Genomic DNA, 19,772 nt, shown 5'->3' on the forward strand with positions numbered 1-19,772 from the left:
AATTACAAATTTTGTTATAATAAGCCTGGAACTTTATTCCGGGCTTTTTAGTTGTTTTCCGGGCTTACCTTATTCAGAAACAAAAAAGAAGCTATTCCCGCAACAGCAGAAAGTGTGGTGCTTAAAATAAAACTGCCGATAATATATTGCAGAAGATTGTTCTTAATCAGCTCAAAGTTTAAATCCTGATTTAATAGATCACTATCACCACTTACAAAGGGAGCTCCCAGAAATAGAGAGGCAGCAATAATAAAAGGAATAAAAGGAGGAAGACTCACATTGGAAGCTACAAATGCAAGGACTTTATTAAGTTTAAAAAGTACAGATAAGCTGATCACCAGAAGCGTCTGAAATCCCCAGAAAGGTGAAAGTCCTATAAAAACGCCCAGTGCTATAGAAAATGCTTTCGTACGGTTACTTCCGTCACTTTCTAAGACATCTTCCTGTATGAATCTTTTAAAGCTTTTTTTTTTGAAATTATTCACGAAATTTCTCGGAATAATATAAAATAAAGTGATGGTTACCAGTATGGTGTTTAGAATACTGATTCTTGTAAAATCTTTGAAAGGTCTGAAATGCGAAACCCGCTCCGCCGGATCATATAAAACCTTGATCGGAACATTTTTTACCGGAACATGCCTCCACGCAGTTCTTACAATGATTTCGATCTCAAATTCAAACTTAGGCGTAAAGTATTTTTTTGGAATTTTATGCAAAGGATAAAGCCTGTAGCCGGACTGTGTATCTTCCAGCCTGATACCGGTTTCAAACCAGAACCAGAAATTGGAAAAACGGTTTCCGAAACTGCTTTTCTTAGGAATCCCATCCTGAGACATATTTCTGTTGCCAATCAGAAGAACTTCCTCTTTTTCCTGAAGAAGGGCTTCTACAAATACCGGAATATCATCCGGATAATGCTGTCCATCCGAATCGATGGTGATGGCGTAATCATATCCTGACTTCTTTGCTGCTCTGAAACCTGTTTTAAGACCATTTCCTTTTCCTTTGTTCTCCGGAAGGGAAATCACCGTAATCTGAGGATATTGAGAAAGAATCTGTACGGTAGAATCTGTGGAACCATCATTGACCACGATAATACTTTCGGTGTAGTCCAGAACGCCGTTAATAACCCTCTTCAGGGTTTTTTCATTATTGTAGGTAGGTATTAAAACGCAAATCTTCTTTTCAGAAATAGCATTTTGTACTTCAGCAAGCAACATTTTTTTATTTTAAAGTGGCTCTTTCGGCCTCTGTCATGGTTTTAGACTGCATTGCAAACCTTTTGATATAGCCTTTTAATGCTGTATTCTGTTTGCTGTAGTTGTTCAAAAGGAAAGCTTTATCATCTTTCAAACTTCCACGATATCCTACAATTTTCGGAATATTTTCCTGAACGCTCATTCTGATCAGACGTAATTCCGCATTATTTGGATTGCTTTTGATAACGCTTTCAAGGCTTGTTGCTCCTGTTTTTACCAGTGATTTTCTGTTGCTTTTAGCAATTTTTGCTTCCATAATCTTTGCTGCTGCCTTGTATCCTACAGTGACTGCATCAGAACCGGATTGTTTGTCCGCTGTTTCAATGAAGTTTTGTGTATTGCTATTAGATTCATTGGCTTTAGCATAGCTGTTTCTCAAGGTTTCAAGATCAGACTGAAAGAAAAAAACAAATGCTGCAAAGAATGATAAGATTAGTTTCATGATGGTAATTTTTTATAGCTTACAGACAATTTCAATGCAATAGTCTCGCCAAAAGAAGTCGTGTTTTTTACTTTAACATCTTCTTCATTTTCAGCAATATCCAGTTGAAGTACCAGATCAGGGGTTTCAAAAGGATTGATAATCGCCATGAACTTTACATTGGAAGCTGTTTTCAGAAATAACTTTGATCCTGTAAATTCCTCAGTCAGTTCCTTAATAATCTGCATCATACAAACACCTGGAGTTACCGGATTTCCAGGGAAATGCCCTTTGAAAATCTCGTGGTCTTTATTCAGGTGAATATGAGCGGTAAATTTTCCGTCTTCTGTCTTATCGTATGATGTTAAAGTATAAAAATCTGTAAGAATCGTTTGCATGATCTTATTTTTTAAGATTAAATGTATAATACATTCCCACCTGGAATGTTACGTTGGTATTGTCATTGTTAATATGTACAAAACCTTTTTTAATTCGGGCCTCAACGCCTATATTTTTTGTAATATCATAACCGGCTCCAAATAACAGTCCCAAATCTGCCTCAATAGGGGAATCGATATTTTTATGATCTGTCAGAAGTTCCAAGGTCGGACCAAAATGAATATTAAACTTTTCAAAATAGAATTTATTCACTACTGCTCCTCCTACATAAGAAAGTGTCGCTGTTTTTGAAGAAACAGCAGGATTCTGGCTTTCAAATCTTGCGCCCTGGCGGGTATAATAAATTTCCGGCTGAAGAGCATAGAATTTTGCAAACCGGATATTGGCCTGGAAACCTATGTAGAAATCCACTTTTGATTTGATATCATAAGCATTGGTACCATAGTGATATCCCTGATTGTCATTATAATAAAAGGACTCATAAGCAGGTCCGTCAGAGATATGTGAAATATTGGCACCTACTCTGATTCCCGGATTGAAAGTGACCTGGGCAAAAGATAAGGCGGAGAAAAGTGCAAAAAGCAAGAAATATATTTTTTTCATGTGAAATTTATTCCGTCTCGGTTATTTGAAATAGTTTTATATTGATCTTAAAGTCCTTGTGCTGCAGGTTTAAGCTGTCTGCGAAGATAGGTTTTTTTGCATCAAAAGTGAAATCGATTTTCTCCTTGTTGTTTTTTGTATAAATAATCTGCTTCAGCAAATTATTTTCTTTGTTGAAAAACAGATAATAGCTTTTATTTTCGATTTTTGAAAGGTAAATTGTAGAATGATCATTTTCAAAGCTTTCACTGACCGGATATTTTCTTTTCAGAAGCTGCTGAAAGTCATTTTTTAGAAAGTTGATCACTATTTTTTTATCCAGATCAGGAAGTACATAATTCAGTTTAAAATTCTCATCAGAAACCTCAAAGTCAATCAGTTTATTTCCAAAATCTGAGGTTAATGCGACACGGTGCATCGTCTCATTCAGTTTTTTGATGATCAGAATTCCACTCACATGGTTTTTATAAATGTCCATCTGGCATTTGTATACATAATCTTCGGGGGAAGAAAAGTATAAATTTTCAACCACTTTCTCAGAGGAAGAAACGGGCTTTGCATCTGCTAACTGATACGTTTTACAGGAAACAGCCAGTATCAGAACAAGGCTATAAAGAAAACTCTGACGCAGGAATGGAAGCATTGATCTTGGTATTTTTGAAAACAATATTGGTGGTATCTCCGGAAGCTTCAGTCATATTCACTTGGGAAACCGTCGATTGGTTCTTTGGGAAGTAAAGCTCAATCTGCTTGATGTATTTCAACAGCTGCGATGTCTTCGGAATAAACTTCGCTACGTTGTAATTTCCGTTTTTAAAATAGGTTACGGTGAACTCCGGATCATTGAACATAGTTCCGTTTGAACTTCCTACGATCAGTTTATTAATTTTTTCGAATGTTTTGCTCTTCGCATCTACAGAAGATTTTTTTCCCTGATCATTGATGAAGATTTTATTGCTTTTAAAAACAATACTGTACTGATATGGTTTCGTATACTTCCAGCTCAGCATATTGGGCGTCTGCAAAGACATTTTTCCATAGGTAACAATACTTTTATCCAGGAAATCCATTTTTTTGGTCTGGGTAAAATCGCTCTGCAACGTTTTAATTTCTTTCGTGTCTGAAGAAACCTTCGATACAAATGCTTTGGCTTCAGCTCCTGACATTGCGGTATTTTGCGCAAAAAAGAAACCGGAAACCAGTAAGAATGCTCCGAAAGCAATATTTTTAATCATTTCTATTTGAATTTATCACTGTATCAACAGTAAAGGTTGAATATTTTTTATCCTTCAAAAATACTAATAAATTGGTCAGCACCCGAAAGGTCTTTTCCGAAGTGTCGTGAAGGAGGATAATGCTCCCATTTTTAAGGCCTTTCGTCACTCTGTTGTAGATTTTCTTTTCGTCATCAATGATAGTGTCCAGTGACCGGACATTCCAACCGATGCTTACTTTATTTGTTTTTTTGATCGCTTTTGCAATATTGGGATTCGTCACCCCAAACGGAGGTCTGTAGAGATTGGTCTTGATATTTCCCACATTTTTCATGACTTTATCACATTTTTCAATCTCTTCAATCATTTTTGAAGTCGATAAAAACCCTGTGGAATTGGAATGCGATAAGGTATGATTTCCAATCGTATGACCTTCTGCAATAATTCTCTGAAACGTCTCAGGATATTTTTCAATCTGTCTTCCGATACAGAAAAAAGTTGCTTTTATCTGATGCTCGTTAAGCAGGTCTAAAAACTTTGGAGTAAACTCAGTAGGTCCGTCATCAAAAGTAAGTGCTACTTCTTTGATTCTGGTTCGCTTATGGGTAATGCTGTTGACGAAATAGCCCAGTTCAATATCAAATGAACCCCAGACAACTACTGAAGAAAAAGCAAAAAAACAAAACAGATACACCCAGATACTTCCGTGGAACGCATAAATAAAAACGTTACAGAAAAGGTAGAACAGGATGAAGGGATAGTGTTTCATTGCTGACTGTTTTTTATTGTTAAACTTCTTGAATGTATACCCATTTTGTCATTCTGAGTGTAGCGAAGCGAATGAAGAATCTATCATATAAAAAGCAGAAATTATTCCTTCGTCAGAATGACAGTAGCACTGTTTTTATTACTCCTCTTCAATTATGCCTTTTCCAGTAATACCAAACTGTGATCATCACCTCCCAGATGGTTGTAAAGAAGTATATTCTTTATATTTTCCTTTTTTTCTGAATTGATCATCATTACTTCCGGAATCTGCTGTTCTTTCAAAATATGACAAGCTATAAAGGTTGAAAAACCACTTGCTGTATTAAACTCTCCACTCAAATGTTTATAATACAGCTGTGCTGAATCCGGAAACAGATCCATTGCTTTTGTATAATACATATCTGATTGCGCATCTCCACTGAACCCTAAAATAACCGCATCAATATCATGAGTTGAAAGGTTGTTTTGAACTAAGAACTTTTGGATAAAATCCTGGACTTCACTCAATTCAATTGTGTTGCTGATATGGATATTTTTAAGCTTAGCGTAAGAGTTTTCGGTCTTATCTTTTCCTACAACGAAAAAGCTGGCTCCTTCACCCCAGATCACGCCATCAGTATTAGAATTCAGATAATCTACAGGAAGATCAGCTTCTTTTTTGATCGTATTATTTAGGCAATAAAGTTCCATGGTTCTGTCTGTCTGCTCATCTGTAGAACCTACCAGAACATTTTCTGCTTCTCCGTCATTGATCTGAAGCTGGGCATCCAGTAATGAAAACTCCAGTGAGGAAGAAGTATTTACATAGGTGAAGTTATACGCATGACATTGTAACCCCAGAGCAATCTGTCCGGCTACCGTATTGTGAGTAGACTGGATGAAAAAGGTAGGCGTAAGGAACTCTTCATGATTATCAATCACGTTTTTCAGAAACTTTTCAGAATCCTGCGAACAGCCCATTCCGGTTCCTACGATGATAGCATCCGGTTTTTCAATTCCAGCTTCCTTCAATGCGTGATGAGAGGCTACAGAACTCATTTTTACTGTTTTAGACATTCTTCTGATCATCGCAGGCGGAATGAACTCTTTGTAATTAGGTTCTATCGCTTTAATGATATTTGAAGAATTTCCAGGAGCAAGGTTCTGAAGAATATTTTCGTTTAAAGTGTCCTGAACTGAGATACAGGATGCACTGTTGATGTATACTGCACTCATGATTTTGAGAAAATTAAGGTGGAACAGTTTCCTCCAAATCCAAATGAGTTGGAAAGTACATGATTAATGTTTTTCTCTTTCAATTCGGTAACAGGAGTGAGGTCGAACTCTTCCATTTTTGTTTTGAAATTCAGGTTCGGGAAGATCACACTGTTTTGCATAGCTAAAATTGAAAATACGGCTTCAATTCCTGCAGCGGCAGCTAAAGTATGTCCTGTAAATGCTTTTGTGGAGCTGAATTCAGGCACCTGATTTTCCCCAAAGATTCTGATTATGGCAATCCCCTCAGATAAATCGTTATTGGGAGTAGCCGTTCCGTGAACGTTGATATAATCTATATTTTCTTTTTCCAATCCGGAGATTTTCAGAGCTTGCTGCATCGCTAAAAATGCGCCCTGCCCGTTTTCTGAAGATGCCGTCTGATGGTGTGCATCATTGGCATTTCCATATCCGGAAAGATAAGCCAGAACCTTTTTGTTTTCTTTTTTGACCATTTCTTCAGATTCAAGGACTAAGAAAGCGGCAGCTTCCCCAAGATTCAGTCCTTTTCTGTTGTTGTCAAAAGGAGTATTGTAAGAATCCGTAAGAATCATCAGGGTATTAAATCCATTCAAAGTAAATTTTGAAAGAGAATCTGTTCCTCCGACAATCACACGATCTAAAACTCCGTTTTTAATCAGTTTTGCACCCATCATAATGGCATTGGCTGCTGATGAACAGGCTGTACTGATGGTAGAAACCATGCCCTTTAATCCCAGATAACCGGCAATAGCCAATGAGGAATTTCCGGCATCATGAGCGTCAATATATTTTTGCTTTTCAGGAAAGTCTTCGTAAGAGTAGAAGTATTTTTCAGTGATATCCATTCCTCCTACACTGGTGGAAGAGATCAGCCCGGTTCTGTAACCATTGATATCTGAAATTCCTGCACTTTCTACAGCTTCCTTCGCAGCGATCATTCCCAATAAAGAAGTTCTTGTTACATTATTGTCTTCATCAAGCTGAAGCTGTTGTACAAGTTCTTCATTGGATAATTTTATTTCACCTGTTTTAATGGCTCCGGCATGACGGGTTTCAAACATTTCGATATCTGAAATTCCATGTTTTCCGGATTGCAATGAAATAAAATTTTCCTCCACATTGTTTCCGATGGAGGAAATGATGCCCATTCCCGTTATGGCAATTTTTTGACTCATGGTATTCAATAATGTAACAATGTATCAATCGAATATTTACCAATAATTGCTACATTGTTACACTGTTAGATTGTTATATTAATTTATTTTGTTCTGTTGTCCTCGATGAATTTTGCCATCGTATCGATAGATTGGAAAATCTCTTTTCCTTTTTTAGGATCAGCTAATTTTATTCCATAGTCTTTATCAAGAAGAACAATCAGTTCCAGAGCGTCGATAGAATCTAATCCTAATCCACCTCCGAACAATGGATCAGTATCTTTGATTTCTTCTACAGATACATCTTCAAGGTTAAGAACTTCGATAATTTTGTGTTTCAATTCTGTTTTTAAGTTTTCCATAATTCAGTTGGTTTATCAGCGCTTCAGCATATCATGAAGATCATTACATCATTGCACTGTTATATTGTTACATTTTTATAAGGTTAGCAAATATACAAAAGCTTTGTAATTTTCCTGATACAATTCCACCCAGCCACACAATACTTTGTCGGCTTTTCCGGATAGAAGAATCTGTTCAGAATAATCATTCAAAAATTCTTCATCAAAATCATCCAGCACAAAAAAAGCATTTTCTGTCTGCATCTTGTGTTTAATGCTGATTTCTCCTACACAGATGTTGGGTAAAGTATACACAAAAACGGCAGGACTCGGATAGAAATTATCCTGATCGTTGATGCTTTCCTGATATTTGAAATCGGTATCCAGACTGGAAGATCTGTTGGCAAAAACAATAGCTGTTCTGCTGTGATCATCATCTTTCAAAATGGTTTCAGCGGCAAGAAAAGCCAGTTTACTCAAATGATCCATTTTATGAAACTTTGGATAGCTGAGGTCTAAACTTTTATAAGCTTCTTTGGCAAATTCCTGAAAGGTTTCGCTTGGGCTTTCAAAAATAAGATTTCCGTCAACGGTTATTTTTGACTGTTCTATGGTACAGGTATTTATTTTCTTCATCACTTTCAGTTTAACATTTTTCCAGTACAACAGCTGCATTACATCCTCCAAAACCAGAAGCGGTCTTCAGAATATATTTAATGTCTGCAGTTTGATTTTCCTTGATGATATTCAAAGGTTGGGTTACTCCCATTTCTTTAAAATTCTTTGAAGGAATCAAAATGCTGTGAAGAGCACTTTCCATAGAGATAATACTTTCCAAAAGACCGGAAGCACCCAGGCAATGTCCGTAATAGCCTTTCATACTATTGAGCGGAATATGCTGAAGATCCATTCTGTTGAAGGCAATGGCTTCCATTTCGTCGTTATATAAAGTGGCCGTTCCATGGGCAGAAATAAAATCGATCTGTTCTGAAGAAACTTTCGCTTCAGTCATGGCATTTTTGATACTGGCATATAAACCGTCACCTGTTCTTGAAGGACCGGAAATATGATTGGCATCATTCACTGCTGAATCTCCCAGTACTTTAAATCTGAATTTTTCGTTTTGTGAGATTGCTTCGTCACTTTGTTCCTCGCAATGACATGAGGTGATATAAACAGCTGCTGCTGCTTCACCGATATTGATTCCGTCTCTGTCTTTATCATAAGGTTGGCAAGGTCCGGAGCCAATGGCCTGAAATGAATTGAATCCTGAGATAACAAATTCAGAAAGCTCATCACCTGCAATCACAAAGGCATCTTTGTATTTTCCTGCCTGAATCATATTTTTAGCAACAGAAATCGCCATTACTCCTGAAACGCAGGCATTGGAAACGATGATCGGTTTTGTTTTAAATCCAAAAAAATCAGCAATTTTTTCTGCTAATTTTGATAAATAAACACCTTCTGGTAATTTGGACTGGTTTTTTAACTGGCTGATATTTCCTTTTGTGGTGGAAAGGATAAAAGCGGTGTCTTCTGATACAGTACGTTTTTCAACAAGTGGCTGTAAGCTTAAAAGAAGCATTTTTTCCAGTCTTGTGAAATCATTTGTATGCTGAGCAAAGAATCTGTTGAACTCTTCATTCAGTTTGTCAGAATCACTCATAGAAGCATAGAAAGCATCCTGATTGTCTATAATTTTATGTAAAGCAACTCCCGACTGTCCTTCTAACAGAGCATTCCAGTTGGAATCAACATTGAAACCCAAAGGAGTTACACAATTGTAGTCTGTGATATAAATTTCCTTGCTCATGATAATCCCATTTTATCTTTCCAGGTTTGAAAAAATTCCGGATTGTACAGGCATAAGCTTCCATTGCTATCGAGAAATACCTGAATGGTTTCTCCACTGCATACCAATTGGTCTTCCTGATTGAAAAGCTCATATCTGTAAATAAGCTTGGCAGAAACAGAATTGATAAAAGTGGTCACAATTCTGAATGTTTCTCCATACTTTAAAGGAAGAAAATGTTCGCAGGTACTTTTTACGATAGGCGTTACATATCCTGCATTCTGAATATCCAGATAGGTAAGACCATGCAGACGACCGAAAGCTTCTCTTCCGTCTTCAAAATATACGATATAGTGCCCATGCCAGACAATTCCCAGCGGGTCTGTTTCATTGAATCGTACTCTGACTTCTTCAGTACAGGTTAATATATTTTCTTTAGACTGCATTTTGTTTTTTTTCGTAAAAAATAGAAATAGCTACAGTGGCAATATAGAATAAGAAAAGGAAAACCAGTTCTTTGGCAATTCCGCCAATTCCGCTGTTTCTTAAAATAATATCATAATAGGCATTCAGTCCCCAGTTCATGGGAGAGAATTTGGCTACGGTCTGCATAAATTCCGGCATTAAAAATACAGGAACCCAGATTCCTCCAATGGCTGCCAAAACTACTACAGACGTTGCTCCAAATGGGGCAGACTGTTCCTGCGTATCAGCTATAGTTCCCAATAGAACTCCAAATCCAATTGCTGCCAATCCTGCAAACAGTGTTACTACCACAAGCTGGAATATTTTTCCGGATACATCAAAAGCCGGAAGATCCATATATGGGAAAAGGTAAATTCCTACAGCAACCATCAGTAAAAACTGAATAAGACAGATGATAAGATAGGTAAATGTTTTTCCTAAAATATGGACAAAATAAGGAGTAGGGCTTATTCTTGCCCTTACACTTGTTCCCTGGCTTTTTTCTTTTACCAGATTGATGGATAAAGGGACTACAATAAAGAAGATCGCAAAAAGTGTCCATGCAGGAACGTTGTGCTGGACAGAGTTGGGCATGACGTCCATTTCTCCTTTTTGGGGCGTGATTTCTTTAAAACTGATCAGGTTTTTATTTTCGTCAAGATTCTCCGTTGTTCCCAGCTGATCCTGGAATGCTTTGTAAATCTTTTTATTTTCAATCTCAAAAACCATTTTATTCACAGAATTCATCACTGAGTTCTTGAATCCGGCATTGGTAGCAGGGTCAAAGTACAAATGAATTTCTTTTGCTTTCGGAGCTGCTGTTTTTACTTTTGCAGAATCTCCTTCCAGCCCGAATGAACTTACTATGGTCTGAACTTTAGAATCAATATTAGAATTTAAATCTTTCGTCAAATTTTCCGGAATGACAATCGCCATCTGATAATCTCCTGAAAAAACAGCATCCTGAGCCGATTTTTCATTGAAGTTGGTCAGCAGCTGGAATGTTTTGCTGTTTTCCAGTTCTGCTTTTATATTTTTTGAAACTTCAGATTTGTCCTGATCAATAAAAATAATTGGAATTTTTGATCCTTCAAGGTTTTTAAAGGTAGAATCCTGAATAAGGGTAATGGTGACAATCAAAAGTAAAGGCATCACAAAGATGATGACGATTCCCCCGATATCTCTTTTCAGCAGAAGAATTTCCTTAATAAAGCTTCTCCACAGTTTATACAACAACATCTCTTAATTCTTTTCCGGTTAATGAAATGAAAACGTCTTCCAGGTTTTCGGCATTGGCAATCTGTGAAACAAGTTCTTCAGGCGTTCCTACAGCATGAATTTTTCCATGATCGATGATGGCAATTTTTGTACAGAACTCTTCCGCCTCAGAAAGGTGATGGGAAGTATAAATAATGCAGGTGCCCTGTTTATTTAAATCCAGAAGATAATCAATAATTGCTTTTTTAGACTGAACATCCACACCTACAGTCGGTTCATCCAGAAAGAGAACTTTAGGGTTGTGAAGAGTGCCGGCGATGAGGTTGCAGCGGCGTTTCATTCCTCCTGAAAATTGTCCTACCTGCTTGTTGGCAAATTTTGAAAGTCCCATGATTTCCAGAGATTCATCAATGGCTTTTTGAAGCTGATTATGTTTCAAACCATACAGGCTTCCGAAGAACATAAGATTTTCTTTTGCAGTAAGCGTTGGATATAAAGCATATTCCTGGGGAACAATTCCGATAATCTGTCTTATTTTGAAACCATCCTTCTGCGGAGATAAACCGTTAATGGTGAAGTTTCCTGAAGTAGGTTTGATTAATCCTGAAAGCATGGAAATCAGCGTTGTTTTCCCGGCTCCGTTGGGTCCGAGAATTCCGTAGATTTCATTTTTGCTGATGCTTAAAGAAATATCATTTACAGAAAACTCATCAGAATTTTTGTATTTTTTATATAAGTTTTTAATCTCAATCATATTTTCCGCCATATCAGATCGCTTTTCTCAGTTTTTTATAGAAAGCTTCTTCCAGGTCTGCAATGTGCAGCATCGTTTTTGAAAGTTCGTTATAGATATTGCTTTTGGAGTTTCTGTTTTTATAAACACGGGCAATATCCACGGCAAAATCTCTCCAAAGGTCACCAATAGAAGTAATTTCTTTTGATAATTCCTTCAGCTCATCATTTTTAAGAATAACAGCCGCTTCCTGAAGAAATGCACCATAGATAAACCTGAAGCCTCCGCCTCCGGTTCCGATTTCTTCCTGCATCCTGATCAATTGTCCCAAATAATGGTTAGTCACTTTTGTACCTTTCTTTTCTGCCCATTTCGGGATGCTTCTGGCTACCCATCTCATGGCTTTTACTCCGATAAGCGGTACAGGCGCCAGCATATTTTTACAGGTATCCTTGATTCCTTTTTTGATGGCATCTTCAAGATTCACATTTTCCGGAACATACACAGGATAGTACATGTGTCCTTTGGGAGGAAGTGCTCCTTTGGCGTATCTTACTTTTTCCAGTTCTGCTTCAGAAAGGGAAGTGGTATAATCCATTACAGGATCACTAATCAGAAATTTTCCGTCTTCTTTTCCGTACACCACAAGGTTGTGGGCATTGAAGTGGAATTTATATTCTTCAGGAAAATACGTAAGGTTGAAAACACCTACCTGAAGTCCGGTAGGAATATTTTGTTCCAGATTTCTTTCAAGAGCTTTTTGGGCATCCTGAGGATTGGAGAATTTTTCTCTTTTGATTTTAATTCCTAATCTTTTGGCTGCTTTACTGAAAATAGCACCCGGCATCGGACGATAGCTGAAGCCCGGAGCAAAATTCACCTTTAAAAAAGGGAGATAGACGAAAAACAGTCCTGAACCGATCCCGAAGATCATGGGCTCACTCAGTTTCAAGCCTTTATTAAGCAGTAGATTAGAAGCAACACCGTTTTCGCAATGCGCAGTCTGATGGTGTTCAAAGTTTAATTTCATTTGCTGATTGTATCTTTTCATTGGTCAAATAAAACAGGCTTTATATTGAGCCTTGTCTCATTTATTTTCCGTTGAAGTTTTTTAATTCATCCACTGAAATACCGAATGCATCGGCATATTTTTTCAGTGCATTTTCGCTTAGTGTTTTGAATACTTTGGGTTTAAAATGTCTTTTTACCCTCCATTGCCACATTCCTACATAAGAAGCAAGGACTCCCAGATCCATTTTGTTCAGTTCCATAAAATACACAATGGGACTTGCTATATTATTAGCTACATTTTGCTTTGCTTCCTCAATTCTCTCATAAATAAGTTCCATAGATTCATCCAGAGCAGCTTTCTTGGCATCCCAGCCTGTGCTGTTTGCTGTCGTGTAGTTGTCGTTCTCATCCGTCACATACAGAACTTCAGTCATGTTGGCGGATTTCAGGTTACTTTCGTCTTGAGGCAGGTCTTGTTTTTTCATCTAAATAATGTTTATATTTTTAGATTCCAGATGACATAAGCTCACCTGTTTTTTGATTCTTTTAATCAGGTGGCTAAAATAGTGAAAATACATTATATGTAAATCATATTACATTTGAGGGAGTTATTGTTGAGAAATAGAGGCTGTATCCTTAATAAATCTCCAAAATTATAATTCATCCCGATTTTTCTTGTCTCTGTTTAGAAAGAAGCTTTTAACTAATCCTTTATAAAAGAATCTTAAAAGAATCCCTTAAAGCTTATGGTTTCTGCTTGTAACAGTTCCTTTGTAACAAGTGTTTATATAAATAAGACTAATGGGGAAATTTGGTTTGAAAATAATATTAAATAACTACTATGAAGAAAATTTTTATTTCGGTGTCGCTTTTCTGTATGATCAGCGCAATGGCGCAGAAATTTGAGACCCAAAAGCAGACAGATGCCCAAGGGTATACCTATGAAACGGTAAAGAATGACCAGGCCGGAGTACGTGTCTATACCCTGAAAAATGGGTTGAAGGTTTATCTGGCAAAAAATGATGATGCCCCAAGAATCCAGACTTACATTCCCGTAAGAACAGGATCTAATAATGACCCTAGTGATAATACAGGTTTAGCGCACTACCTGGAGCATATGGTTTTCAAGGGAACTTCACATCTTGGAACTCAGGACTGGGCAAAAGAAAAAGTTTTACTACAGCAGATCTCTGATCTTTATGAGCAGCATAAAGCAGAAAAGGATCCCGAAAAAAAGAAAGAACTTTATAAAAAGATTGACGAAGTTTCTCAGGAAGCTTCCAAATATGCGATCGCTAATGAATATGATAAAGCGATTTCTTCATTAGGAGCTACAGGAACGAATGCCCATACATCACTGGATGAAACGGTGTATAAAAACAATATTCCTTCCAACGAATTGGAAAAATGGCTAAGAGTAGAAAAAGAGCGTTTTTCAGAATTGGTATTACGTCTTTTCCATACAGAGCTTGAAGCGGTATATGAGGAATACAACAGAGCGCAGGATAATGACAGTCGTCTTGTATTCTATTCATTGATGCAGGCTCTTTTCCCAAAACACCCGAACGGACAGCAAACGACAATCGGAACTTCAGAACATTTGAAGAGCCCTTCCATGGAAGCGATCCACAAGTATTTTGACACCTATTATGTGCCTAATAACATGGCTGTAGTATTGGTTGGAGACCTTGATTATGACAAAACTATAAAATTAGTTGATCAATATTTCGGTGCATTCAAATACAAAGAACTTCCGATGAAAAAGATGGTTACGGAAGAACCAATGACCAGCATTGTTACCAGAACGGTAAAAAGCCCTACTACACCAAGAATGACTATTGCATGGAGAACAGATTCTTATGGAACTCAGGAAGCAAGACTGGCAGATGTAGTATCTGAAATTTTAAGCAACAGAGGGGATGCTGGTTTAATTGACCTTAACATCAACCAGAAGCAAAAAACACTTGGAGCAGGAGCGTATGAGTCGCCTTACAAAATGTATGGTACATTTGGATTAGTGGTAACTCCTAAAGAAGGTCAAAGCTTTGATGAAGCTAAAAAACTGCTGATGGATCAGTTGGATCTTGTGAAAAAAGGACAGTTCCCGGACTGGATCCTGAAAGCCATCGTAAATGATAAAAAAGTTCAGCGTATGAAGAGCTGGGAAACAGCTGACGGATTAGCTACTGAACTGTATGATTCTTATATCAATGTAAGAACATGGGAACAGGAGCTTGATGAGATCAATCAGTATGATAAAATTACGAAAGCTGACGTAGTGAAGTTTGCCAACGATTTCTTTAAAGATAATTATGTTGTTATTTATAAAGAAAAAGGAGTGAATGATAAACTTGTACGTGTACAGAACCCTGGAATTACCCCGATTAAACTGAACAGAGAAGCTCAGTCTCCCTTCCTTAAAGATATTCTGAATACAAAAGTACCGGAAAGTAAGCCTGAATTTATTGATTTTAAAACAGCCATTCAGACTTCAAAGATTAAAGACAAGACGGTAAGCTTTGTGAAGAATAAGTATAATGAGGTTGCTCAGATCAGTTATATTTTCCCTTTCGGAACAGATAATGATAAAGAACTTTCTATTGCAGGAACTCTTTTTGAATATCTTGGAACCGATAAGTATACTCCGGAACAGCTGAAAGAAGAATTCTTTAAACTGGGCGTAAGTTATAGCCTGAGAACTTCCAATGACCAGATGATCATTACATTAAGTGGTATTGAAAGTAATATGAAGAAAGCTGCAGAGCTGATGAATCACTGGATGACGAATGTAAAAGCTGATAAAGCAATTTATGCTCAAACGGTAAAAACAATTCTGGAATCAAGAGCTTCTGCGAAGAAAGATAAAGTAAGAATTATGGCCGCTCTTTCAAACTATGCTAAATACGGTAAAAATTCAAGAATGACAGACATCGTTTCCAAAGAACGTCTTGAGAATATTGACGCCGTAGAACTGATGAAGAAAGTGAAAACACTGAACCAGTATCCTTATCAGGTGCTTCTTTACGGACAGGATCAGTCCGGATTGGAAAAAGCGGTGAAACCTTTTATCATCAATACGAGCCTTCAGCCAGCACAGGCAAAAGAATATGCTGAACCGGCTACTGAAGGAAAGGTGTACTTCACAAATTATGACATGGTACAAATGGAAATGTCAAAAGTAGCAAAAGCCAGCACCGTAAACCTTAGTAATTTCGGGAAAGCAAATGTTTTCAATGAATACTTCGGAAGAGGATTATCTTCTATCGTTTTCCAGGAGATCAGAGAAAGTAAGTCATTGGCTTATACGGCCTATGTTTCTTATGGAAATGCTTCGGAAAAAGGGAAAGCAAACTATGTGACAAATTATATCGGAACACAATCCAACAAGCTTCCTTTAGCGGTAAATGCAATGAATGACTTAATGGTATCTTTACCACAAATCCCTGCCCAGTTTGAGAATGCCAGAGGTTCTGCCTTAAAACAGATTGCTTCCAACAGAATCAACAGAACAAATATTTTCTTCAATCAGTTAGCATTGAAAAAATTAGGGGTTGACTATGATATCAGAAAAGATATTTACGCTGAAATTCAGGGATTGACATTGCCACAGCTTACAGGATTCTACAACACTGAAGTAAAACCTGTACAATACAATACAGCCATCATCGGTAAGAAAGAAAACCTGAATATGGAATCTATCAACAAAATGGGAGAATTCCAGGAAGTATCTCTTGAAGAGATCTTCGGATACTAATCCTTTTGTTTACAATAATGATAAAAGCGGGACAGAAATGTCCCGCTTTTTTGTTGTTTAAAACTGTTTCTCCCTGACCATCAGAGTTTCACGGATTCATAAAATGTTTCACGTGAAATAATTCATCTGATGATGAGGTTTTTAAGCCCGTAATGTATTGTCTATCAATTGTTTTGTGAGGATGTGATGAATGTGGAAATAAACAAAAAATGAACCTTTTTCCGTAAAATCATTGTAATCAATTCAATAGGAGTTGGCTATGATTCTGAGCGGAGACGAAGAAAGCCCGCTTAAAAAAAGAGAAAAATCAATTGGCTTTAGCCTAAACCAATATTTTAAACACAAATAACACAAATGGATTGCACAAATGTTCACAAATCTATTAGAGAATATAAAATTGATTTAAAACAGAAAAGCTGTACGTTTTGTACAGCTTTTCTATGTCTATGTTGAATTGGTCTTTACGATTTTACTTCCTGAATAAACAGGTTGATCTCCGCTCTGATCAATAATTCATCATTATTAAATGTTTCACAGAAAATGTGGCAGATATTCTCAAACTGTGAAATAAGGGATGCTTTGGAAATGATTTTGTCATGTACTTTAGGAAGATCAAAAATCTCAATCTTCTTGATATTGGTAATGAATCCGATCACTTTAGTATCGGCTTCAGGATTTTCAAAGAAGCTTTGTCCAAGGATAGAAGAGCAGGTTTGCGCCAGGTTTTCGATTAAGCCGGCTTCTGCAAACTCATTGTTGTGAACAAATATATTATCTTCTTTGATTTCAAAGGAAGTCACTACTTTTTCTTTGGTCAGCTCCAGAATATAGTCTGCCATCAACATCGGTTCACGATGCGGTAAAAAGTTGTGTATATTGATGATATTTTCTTCCTTTATTTCCATTTCCAGTTTATTTTACAGCGGTTTTCATTTGAGATTTTGCAATCACTTCACCGTTTAGTTTCGTAACAATATCTACAAGGGTTACTCCCATTACTTCATTAAGGATGGTAACTTCAGATTTCAGATGGTCTCCTACTTTAGGAAGAATTTCAGCTTCAAAAGATTTGATGGCTCCGATATATCCCGTAGGAGCATCTTTCCCCAGCAGATAATATTTATATCCTGTATGCAGGGCAACGCTTTGTGCCTGGTGCTCAATCAGTCCGGAAGCCTGAAAAGATCCGTCCTGGATAAAAAGGTTATCTTCTTTGATTTCAAAACCGGATAAAAGATGGTTTTCAGAATATTCTGATAACTCATGTACCATCACAAAAGGAAACCTTTGCGGAATAAGGCTTTCTACAAAATCTTTATCGGATGTAGGCAGTTTGTTTTCCATTAGCAAACAGTTAATAAAGCACAAGAATAAGCGAATCTTCCACTTTCAGGAACACAAAGAAGTACTTTTTCTCCTTTTTTCAATGTTCCCGAGTTCATCAGTTCTTCAAGGGCAATAAATATCGATCCCGCACCGATGTTTCCAACCTCAGAAAGGTTATAGAACCATTTTTCTGCAGGGAAATCCATTCCTTTTTTAGCAAATTCTTCTTTCAATCCATCTTTAAAGTATCCTGAAGAGATATGAGCCAATACGTGGTCAATTTTTTCCGGATCCAGATTATGTTTGTCAAAAGATGATCTTAAGCTTTCAGCTCCTTTTACAAGAATATATTTATCAAGGATTTTAGTATCCTGTTTGATGGCAAAAATAGATTGCTTCAACCATTCATCAGAAGGGTAGTCGGCCCATGATTTCAGGCTTCCGTCTTCCAGCTTATCACATCCGGCATACATACATGCTTCAATTTCGTGAGCATAAGAGTAGAAATCAATGAATTCAACTTTTAAGGAAGTACTGTTTTCTCTTGGTTTATTTTCCAAAAGGAAAGCTCCGGCTCCATCAGAAAGCATCCATCTCAGGAATTCTCTTTTGAAAGCAATGATAGGTCTTTCCTCCAGCAATTTTAAATTTTCTGCTTCATGGTTGAATTTGTCAGCAGTCATCCATGCAGACATTCTTTCAGAACCTGCACATACTGCGTTGTCCTGTACACCGGCTTTTACAGAAAGGAATCCATAGTTGAGCGCATTCATCCCTGAATTGCAAAGACCTGTTGAAGTATTAATTTCAATAGATTTCCCGATGTTCAGCTCACCATGTACCATAGAAGCATGAGAAGGCTGGATCTGATCCGGTGAAGTAGTTCCTACCGATAGTAATTTCATATCTTCCTTTTTGAAATTTTCGTCAAAAAGTCCTTCGATGGCTTTGGCAGTAAGCTGCGCATTAGAGTGGGTAGGATTTCCTTCTTTGTCTAAGGCGTAGTATCTTGTCGTGATTTTATTATTTCTTAGGATAAGTGATTTTGCTTTAGATGGCGCATCATTGATAAGCCCAAGATAAGTCTCCATTTCATCATTCGCTACCGGCTCATTGGGTAAGTATTTTGATGCTTTTGTTATAAATACGTCGTACATTCTATTTTAAATTAATTCCTTGTAAATATCTTTTTTGTTTTTGTCTTTTAAACCAAAATATAGGGGTTGTAAGCAGGTGTAAAACCAAAACGACAGGTGAGATAATCCATATCGCTGCCATCAAATATACCTTAAAGAATTTTATCAGCAATGGACGTTTCTCTTTTTTCTTGATAATCAGGTTAGACCATACTGTAAAAATTTTGTTTCCTACCTTTTCTACGCGCACTAAAAACGCACGGATTTCAATCGCTCCGTTTTTCACAAGATCCGGTTGTAAACTATTAAGGTCATTATTATTAAAATGTCTTTCAATAATCTCGCCATACTTTACAGAACCTGTAATTTCTTCATCGGAAACTCCTGCCGCAGGAAGCATTCCTGATTTTTCTTTCTGACCTGTGGTGAGCCATCGGAGAATTGTTAATACGCTGGTATAATTGTCGTGCCTGTCTACCAAAGCAATATTTCCTACCAGTTTAGCCTGTAAATCTCTTAAGTAAACCTTTAATTTTTCCTGGGAAAGCATCCACATATTTCTGGTCCCTGAGATCGTTACTACAGGAGTATCTTTAAGGATTGGTTTTGCATAATCACTCTTTAAAAAAGAAATAATAGGAATGGATGGTGTGAGATACCATACCTGATACCCGAATAGGATAAGGTCGTACTTTTTGTTCAGAATTTCTTCTGAAGGAGGAAGGATTTCTTTTGGAATCTGCAGATAAGATTCAGGAAAAGTGTTGAAAAAGACATCGCCCGGCCAGGGAAAAGGAAAATCTTCCTTTAGCTGAATGTTGTAATACGTAACATCATAAGCCTCCTTTTTAGCTTCAAAAGGTTGGGCTATATTTCTCACGATATCTTCGAGTTGTCCGGTTTGTGAATAATATATGACAAGTATATTTTTCTTCATTAGTT

22 protein-coding genes are annotated in these 19,772 nt (G+C 37.1%); 1 reads left to right on the top strand and 21 read right to left on the bottom strand.

What is annotated here, in order from left to right; all coding sequences use genetic code 11:
• Positions 1-47: 47 nt before the first annotated feature.
• From RAH34_RS15710 to RAH34_RS15790, 17 genes are all read right to left on the bottom strand, one after another.
• The gene (locus RAH34_RS15710) at positions 48-1,220 is read right to left on the bottom strand and encodes a DUF2062 domain-containing protein (protein WP_306596736.1); all 1,173 of its coding nucleotides are present in this window, start codon (positions 1,218-1,220) and stop codon (positions 48-50) included.
• Between the two features lie 4 nt (positions 1,221-1,224).
• Complete coding sequence (locus RAH34_RS15715; RefSeq protein ID WP_306596737.1) at positions 1,225-1,701, bottom strand: hypothetical protein; 477 nt, start codon at positions 1,699-1,701, stop codon at positions 1,225-1,227.
• The gene (locus tag RAH34_RS15720) at positions 1,698-2,078 is read right to left on the bottom strand and encodes a 3-hydroxyacyl-ACP dehydratase (protein ID WP_129040668.1); all 381 of its coding nucleotides are present in this window, start codon (positions 2,076-2,078) and stop codon (positions 1,698-1,700) included. The genes RAH34_RS15715 and RAH34_RS15720 overlap by 4 nt, the downstream gene beginning before the upstream one ends.
• A 4-nt stretch (positions 2,079-2,082) precedes the next feature.
• Entirely contained in the window at positions 2,083-2,682 is a 600-nt protein-coding gene (locus RAH34_RS15725; protein ID WP_114821701.1) for an outer membrane beta-barrel protein, read from the bottom strand.
• Between the two features lie 7 nt (positions 2,683-2,689).
• Positions 2,690-3,325 (bottom strand): hypothetical protein, encoded by a 636-nt coding sequence (locus RAH34_RS15730; RefSeq protein ID WP_306596738.1) that lies wholly within the window; start codon positions 3,323-3,325, stop codon positions 2,690-2,692.
• Positions 3,291-3,917 carry an outer membrane lipoprotein carrier protein LolA gene (locus tag RAH34_RS15735; protein WP_034692447.1) on the bottom strand — a complete coding sequence of 209 codons (627 nt, stop codon included), beginning with the start codon at positions 3,915-3,917 and terminating at the stop codon, positions 3,291-3,293. The genes RAH34_RS15730 and RAH34_RS15735 overlap by 35 nt, the downstream gene beginning before the upstream one ends.
• Positions 3,910-4,665, bottom strand: a complete 756-nt coding sequence (locus RAH34_RS15740) for a polysaccharide deacetylase family protein (protein WP_306596739.1) — start codon at positions 4,663-4,665, stop codon at positions 3,910-3,912. The genes RAH34_RS15735 and RAH34_RS15740 overlap by 8 nt, the downstream gene beginning before the upstream one ends.
• A 152-nt stretch (positions 4,666-4,817) precedes the next feature.
• A complete protein-coding gene (locus RAH34_RS15745) occupies positions 4,818-5,879 on the bottom strand; it encodes a beta-ketoacyl synthase N-terminal-like domain-containing protein (RefSeq protein ID WP_306596740.1) in 1,062 nt (353 codons plus the stop codon).
• Entirely contained in the window at positions 5,876-7,075 is a 1,200-nt protein-coding gene (locus tag RAH34_RS15750) for a beta-ketoacyl-[acyl-carrier-protein] synthase family protein (RefSeq protein ID WP_306596741.1), read from the bottom strand. The genes RAH34_RS15745 and RAH34_RS15750 overlap by 4 nt, the downstream gene beginning before the upstream one ends.
• Positions 7,076-7,158: 83 nt before the next feature.
• Positions 7,159-7,416, bottom strand: coding sequence for a phosphopantetheine-binding protein (locus RAH34_RS15755; protein WP_034692439.1), 258 nt, complete (start codon positions 7,414-7,416; stop codon positions 7,159-7,161).
• A 75-nt stretch (positions 7,417-7,491) separates the two neighbouring features.
• A complete protein-coding gene (locus RAH34_RS15760) occupies positions 7,492-8,031 on the bottom strand; it encodes a 3-oxoacyl-ACP synthase (protein ID WP_306596742.1) in 540 nt (179 codons plus the stop codon).
• Between the two features lie 10 nt (positions 8,032-8,041).
• Positions 8,042-9,208 (bottom strand): beta-ketoacyl synthase N-terminal-like domain-containing protein, encoded by a 1,167-nt coding sequence (locus tag RAH34_RS15765; RefSeq protein ID WP_306596743.1) that lies wholly within the window; start codon positions 9,206-9,208, stop codon positions 8,042-8,044.
• Positions 9,205-9,633 (bottom strand): thioesterase family protein, encoded by a 429-nt coding sequence (locus RAH34_RS15770; protein ID WP_114821707.1) that lies wholly within the window; start codon positions 9,631-9,633, stop codon positions 9,205-9,207. The genes RAH34_RS15765 and RAH34_RS15770 overlap by 4 nt, the downstream gene beginning before the upstream one ends.
• The gene (locus RAH34_RS15775; protein WP_306596744.1) at positions 9,623-10,891 is read right to left on the bottom strand and encodes an ABC transporter permease; all 1,269 of its coding nucleotides are present in this window, start codon (positions 10,889-10,891) and stop codon (positions 9,623-9,625) included. The genes RAH34_RS15770 and RAH34_RS15775 overlap by 11 nt, the downstream gene beginning before the upstream one ends.
• Entirely contained in the window at positions 10,878-11,636 is a 759-nt protein-coding gene (locus RAH34_RS15780) for an ABC transporter ATP-binding protein (protein WP_306596745.1), read from the bottom strand. Before RAH34_RS15780 ends, RAH34_RS15775 begins: the two co-directional genes overlap by 14 nt.
• A 1-nt stretch (position 11,637) precedes the next feature.
• Positions 11,638-12,633 carry a BtrH N-terminal domain-containing protein gene (locus RAH34_RS15785; protein WP_306596746.1) on the bottom strand — a complete coding sequence of 332 codons (996 nt, stop codon included), beginning with the start codon at positions 12,631-12,633 and terminating at the stop codon, positions 11,638-11,640.
• 61 nt (positions 12,634-12,694) lie between these two features.
• A complete protein-coding gene (locus RAH34_RS15790) occupies positions 12,695-13,099 on the bottom strand; it encodes a hypothetical protein (RefSeq protein ID WP_114821710.1) in 405 nt (134 codons plus the stop codon).
• Positions 13,100-13,455: 356 nt separating this feature from the next.
• On the opposite strand from RAH34_RS15790, the gene RAH34_RS15795 reads away from it, so the two are divergent.
• Entirely contained in the window at positions 13,456-16,368 is a 2,913-nt protein-coding gene (locus tag RAH34_RS15795; protein WP_306596747.1) for a pitrilysin family protein, read from the top strand.
• Positions 16,369-16,829: 461 nt separating this feature from the next.
• On the opposite strand, the gene RAH34_RS15800 is transcribed toward RAH34_RS15795, so the two are convergent.
• The 4 genes from RAH34_RS15800 to RAH34_RS15815 are packed head-to-tail and all read right to left on the bottom strand — an operon-like array spanning position 16,830 to position 19,767.
• Positions 16,830-17,273 carry an ABC transporter permease gene (locus tag RAH34_RS15800; protein WP_306596748.1) on the bottom strand — a complete coding sequence of 148 codons (444 nt, stop codon included), beginning with the start codon at positions 17,271-17,273 and terminating at the stop codon, positions 16,830-16,832.
• Between the two features lie 7 nt (positions 17,274-17,280).
• Positions 17,281-17,712 carry a hypothetical protein gene (locus RAH34_RS15805; RefSeq protein ID WP_114821713.1) on the bottom strand — a complete coding sequence of 144 codons (432 nt, stop codon included), beginning with the start codon at positions 17,710-17,712 and terminating at the stop codon, positions 17,281-17,283.
• Entirely contained in the window at positions 17,712-18,851 is a 1,140-nt protein-coding gene (locus RAH34_RS15810) for a beta-ketoacyl-ACP synthase III (RefSeq protein WP_306596749.1), read from the bottom strand. Before RAH34_RS15810 ends, RAH34_RS15805 begins: the two co-directional genes overlap by 1 nt.
• A gap of 1 nt (position 18,852) precedes the next feature.
• Complete coding sequence (locus tag RAH34_RS15815) at positions 18,853-19,767, bottom strand: hypothetical protein (RefSeq protein WP_114821714.1); 915 nt, start codon at positions 19,765-19,767, stop codon at positions 18,853-18,855.
• Positions 19,768-19,772 lie beyond the last annotated feature (5 nt).

The organism is Chryseobacterium sp. WLY505, from assembly GCF_030846215.1.
In the GTDB taxonomy this organism is placed as follows: Bacteria; Bacteroidota; Bacteroidia; order Flavobacteriales; family Weeksellaceae; genus Chryseobacterium.

Bases quoted from the DNA above. Each gene is read 5' to 3' on its own strand.
- RAH34_RS15710 (WP_306596736.1), bottom strand. From the start codon at position 1,220: ATGTTGCTTGCTGAAGTACAAAATGCTATTTCTGAAAAGAAGATTTGC.
- RAH34_RS15715 (WP_306596737.1), bottom strand. From the start codon at position 1,701: ATGAAACTAATCTTATCATTCTTTGCAGCATTTGTTTTTTTCTTTCAG.
- RAH34_RS15720 (WP_129040668.1), bottom strand. From the start codon at position 2,078: ATGCAAACGATTCTTACAGATTTTTATACTTTAACATCATACGATAAG.
- RAH34_RS15725 (WP_114821701.1), bottom strand. From the start codon at position 2,682: ATGAAAAAAATATATTTCTTGCTTTTTGCACTTTTCTCCGCCTTATCT.
- RAH34_RS15730 (WP_306596738.1), bottom strand. From the start codon at position 3,325: ATGCTTCCATTCCTGCGTCAGAGTTTTCTTTATAGCCTTGTTCTGATA.
- RAH34_RS15735 (WP_034692447.1), bottom strand. From the start codon at position 3,917: ATGATTAAAAATATTGCTTTCGGAGCATTCTTACTGGTTTCCGGTTTC.
- RAH34_RS15740 (WP_306596739.1), bottom strand. From the start codon at position 4,665: ATGAAACACTATCCCTTCATCCTGTTCTACCTTTTCTGTAACGTTTTT.
- RAH34_RS15745 (WP_306596740.1), bottom strand. From the start codon at position 5,879: ATGAGTGCAGTATACATCAACAGTGCATCCTGTATCTCAGTTCAGGAC.
- RAH34_RS15750 (WP_306596741.1), bottom strand. From the start codon at position 7,075: ATGAGTCAAAAAATTGCCATAACGGGAATGGGCATCATTTCCTCCATC.
- RAH34_RS15755 (WP_034692439.1), bottom strand. From the start codon at position 7,416: ATGGAAAACTTAAAAACAGAATTGAAACACAAAATTATCGAAGTTCTT.
- RAH34_RS15760 (WP_306596742.1), bottom strand. From the start codon at position 8,031: ATGAAGAAAATAAATACCTGTACCATAGAACAGTCAAAAATAACCGTT.
- RAH34_RS15765 (WP_306596743.1), bottom strand. From the start codon at position 9,208: ATGAGCAAGGAAATTTATATCACAGACTACAATTGTGTAACTCCTTTG.
- RAH34_RS15770 (WP_114821707.1), bottom strand. From the start codon at position 9,633: ATGCAGTCTAAAGAAAATATATTAACCTGTACTGAAGAAGTCAGAGTA.
- RAH34_RS15775 (WP_306596744.1), bottom strand. From the start codon at position 10,891: ATGTTGTTGTATAAACTGTGGAGAAGCTTTATTAAGGAAATTCTTCTG.
- RAH34_RS15780 (WP_306596745.1), bottom strand. From the start codon at position 11,636: ATGGCGGAAAATATGATTGAGATTAAAAACTTATATAAAAAATACAAA.
- RAH34_RS15785 (WP_306596746.1), bottom strand. From the start codon at position 12,633: ATGAAATTAAACTTTGAACACCATCAGACTGCGCATTGCGAAAACGGT.
- RAH34_RS15790 (WP_114821710.1), bottom strand. From the start codon at position 13,099: ATGAAAAAACAAGACCTGCCTCAAGACGAAAGTAACCTGAAATCCGCC.
- RAH34_RS15795 (WP_306596747.1), top strand. From the start codon at position 13,456: ATGAAGAAAATTTTTATTTCGGTGTCGCTTTTCTGTATGATCAGCGCA.
- RAH34_RS15800 (WP_306596748.1), bottom strand. From the start codon at position 17,273: ATGGAAATAAAGGAAGAAAATATCATCAATATACACAACTTTTTACCG.
- RAH34_RS15805 (WP_114821713.1), bottom strand. From the start codon at position 17,712: ATGGAAAACAAACTGCCTACATCCGATAAAGATTTTGTAGAAAGCCTT.
- RAH34_RS15810 (WP_306596749.1), bottom strand. From the start codon at position 18,851: ATGTACGACGTATTTATAACAAAAGCATCAAAATACTTACCCAATGAG.
- RAH34_RS15815 (WP_114821714.1), bottom strand. From the start codon at position 19,767: ATGAAGAAAAATATACTTGTCATATATTATTCACAAACCGGACAACTC.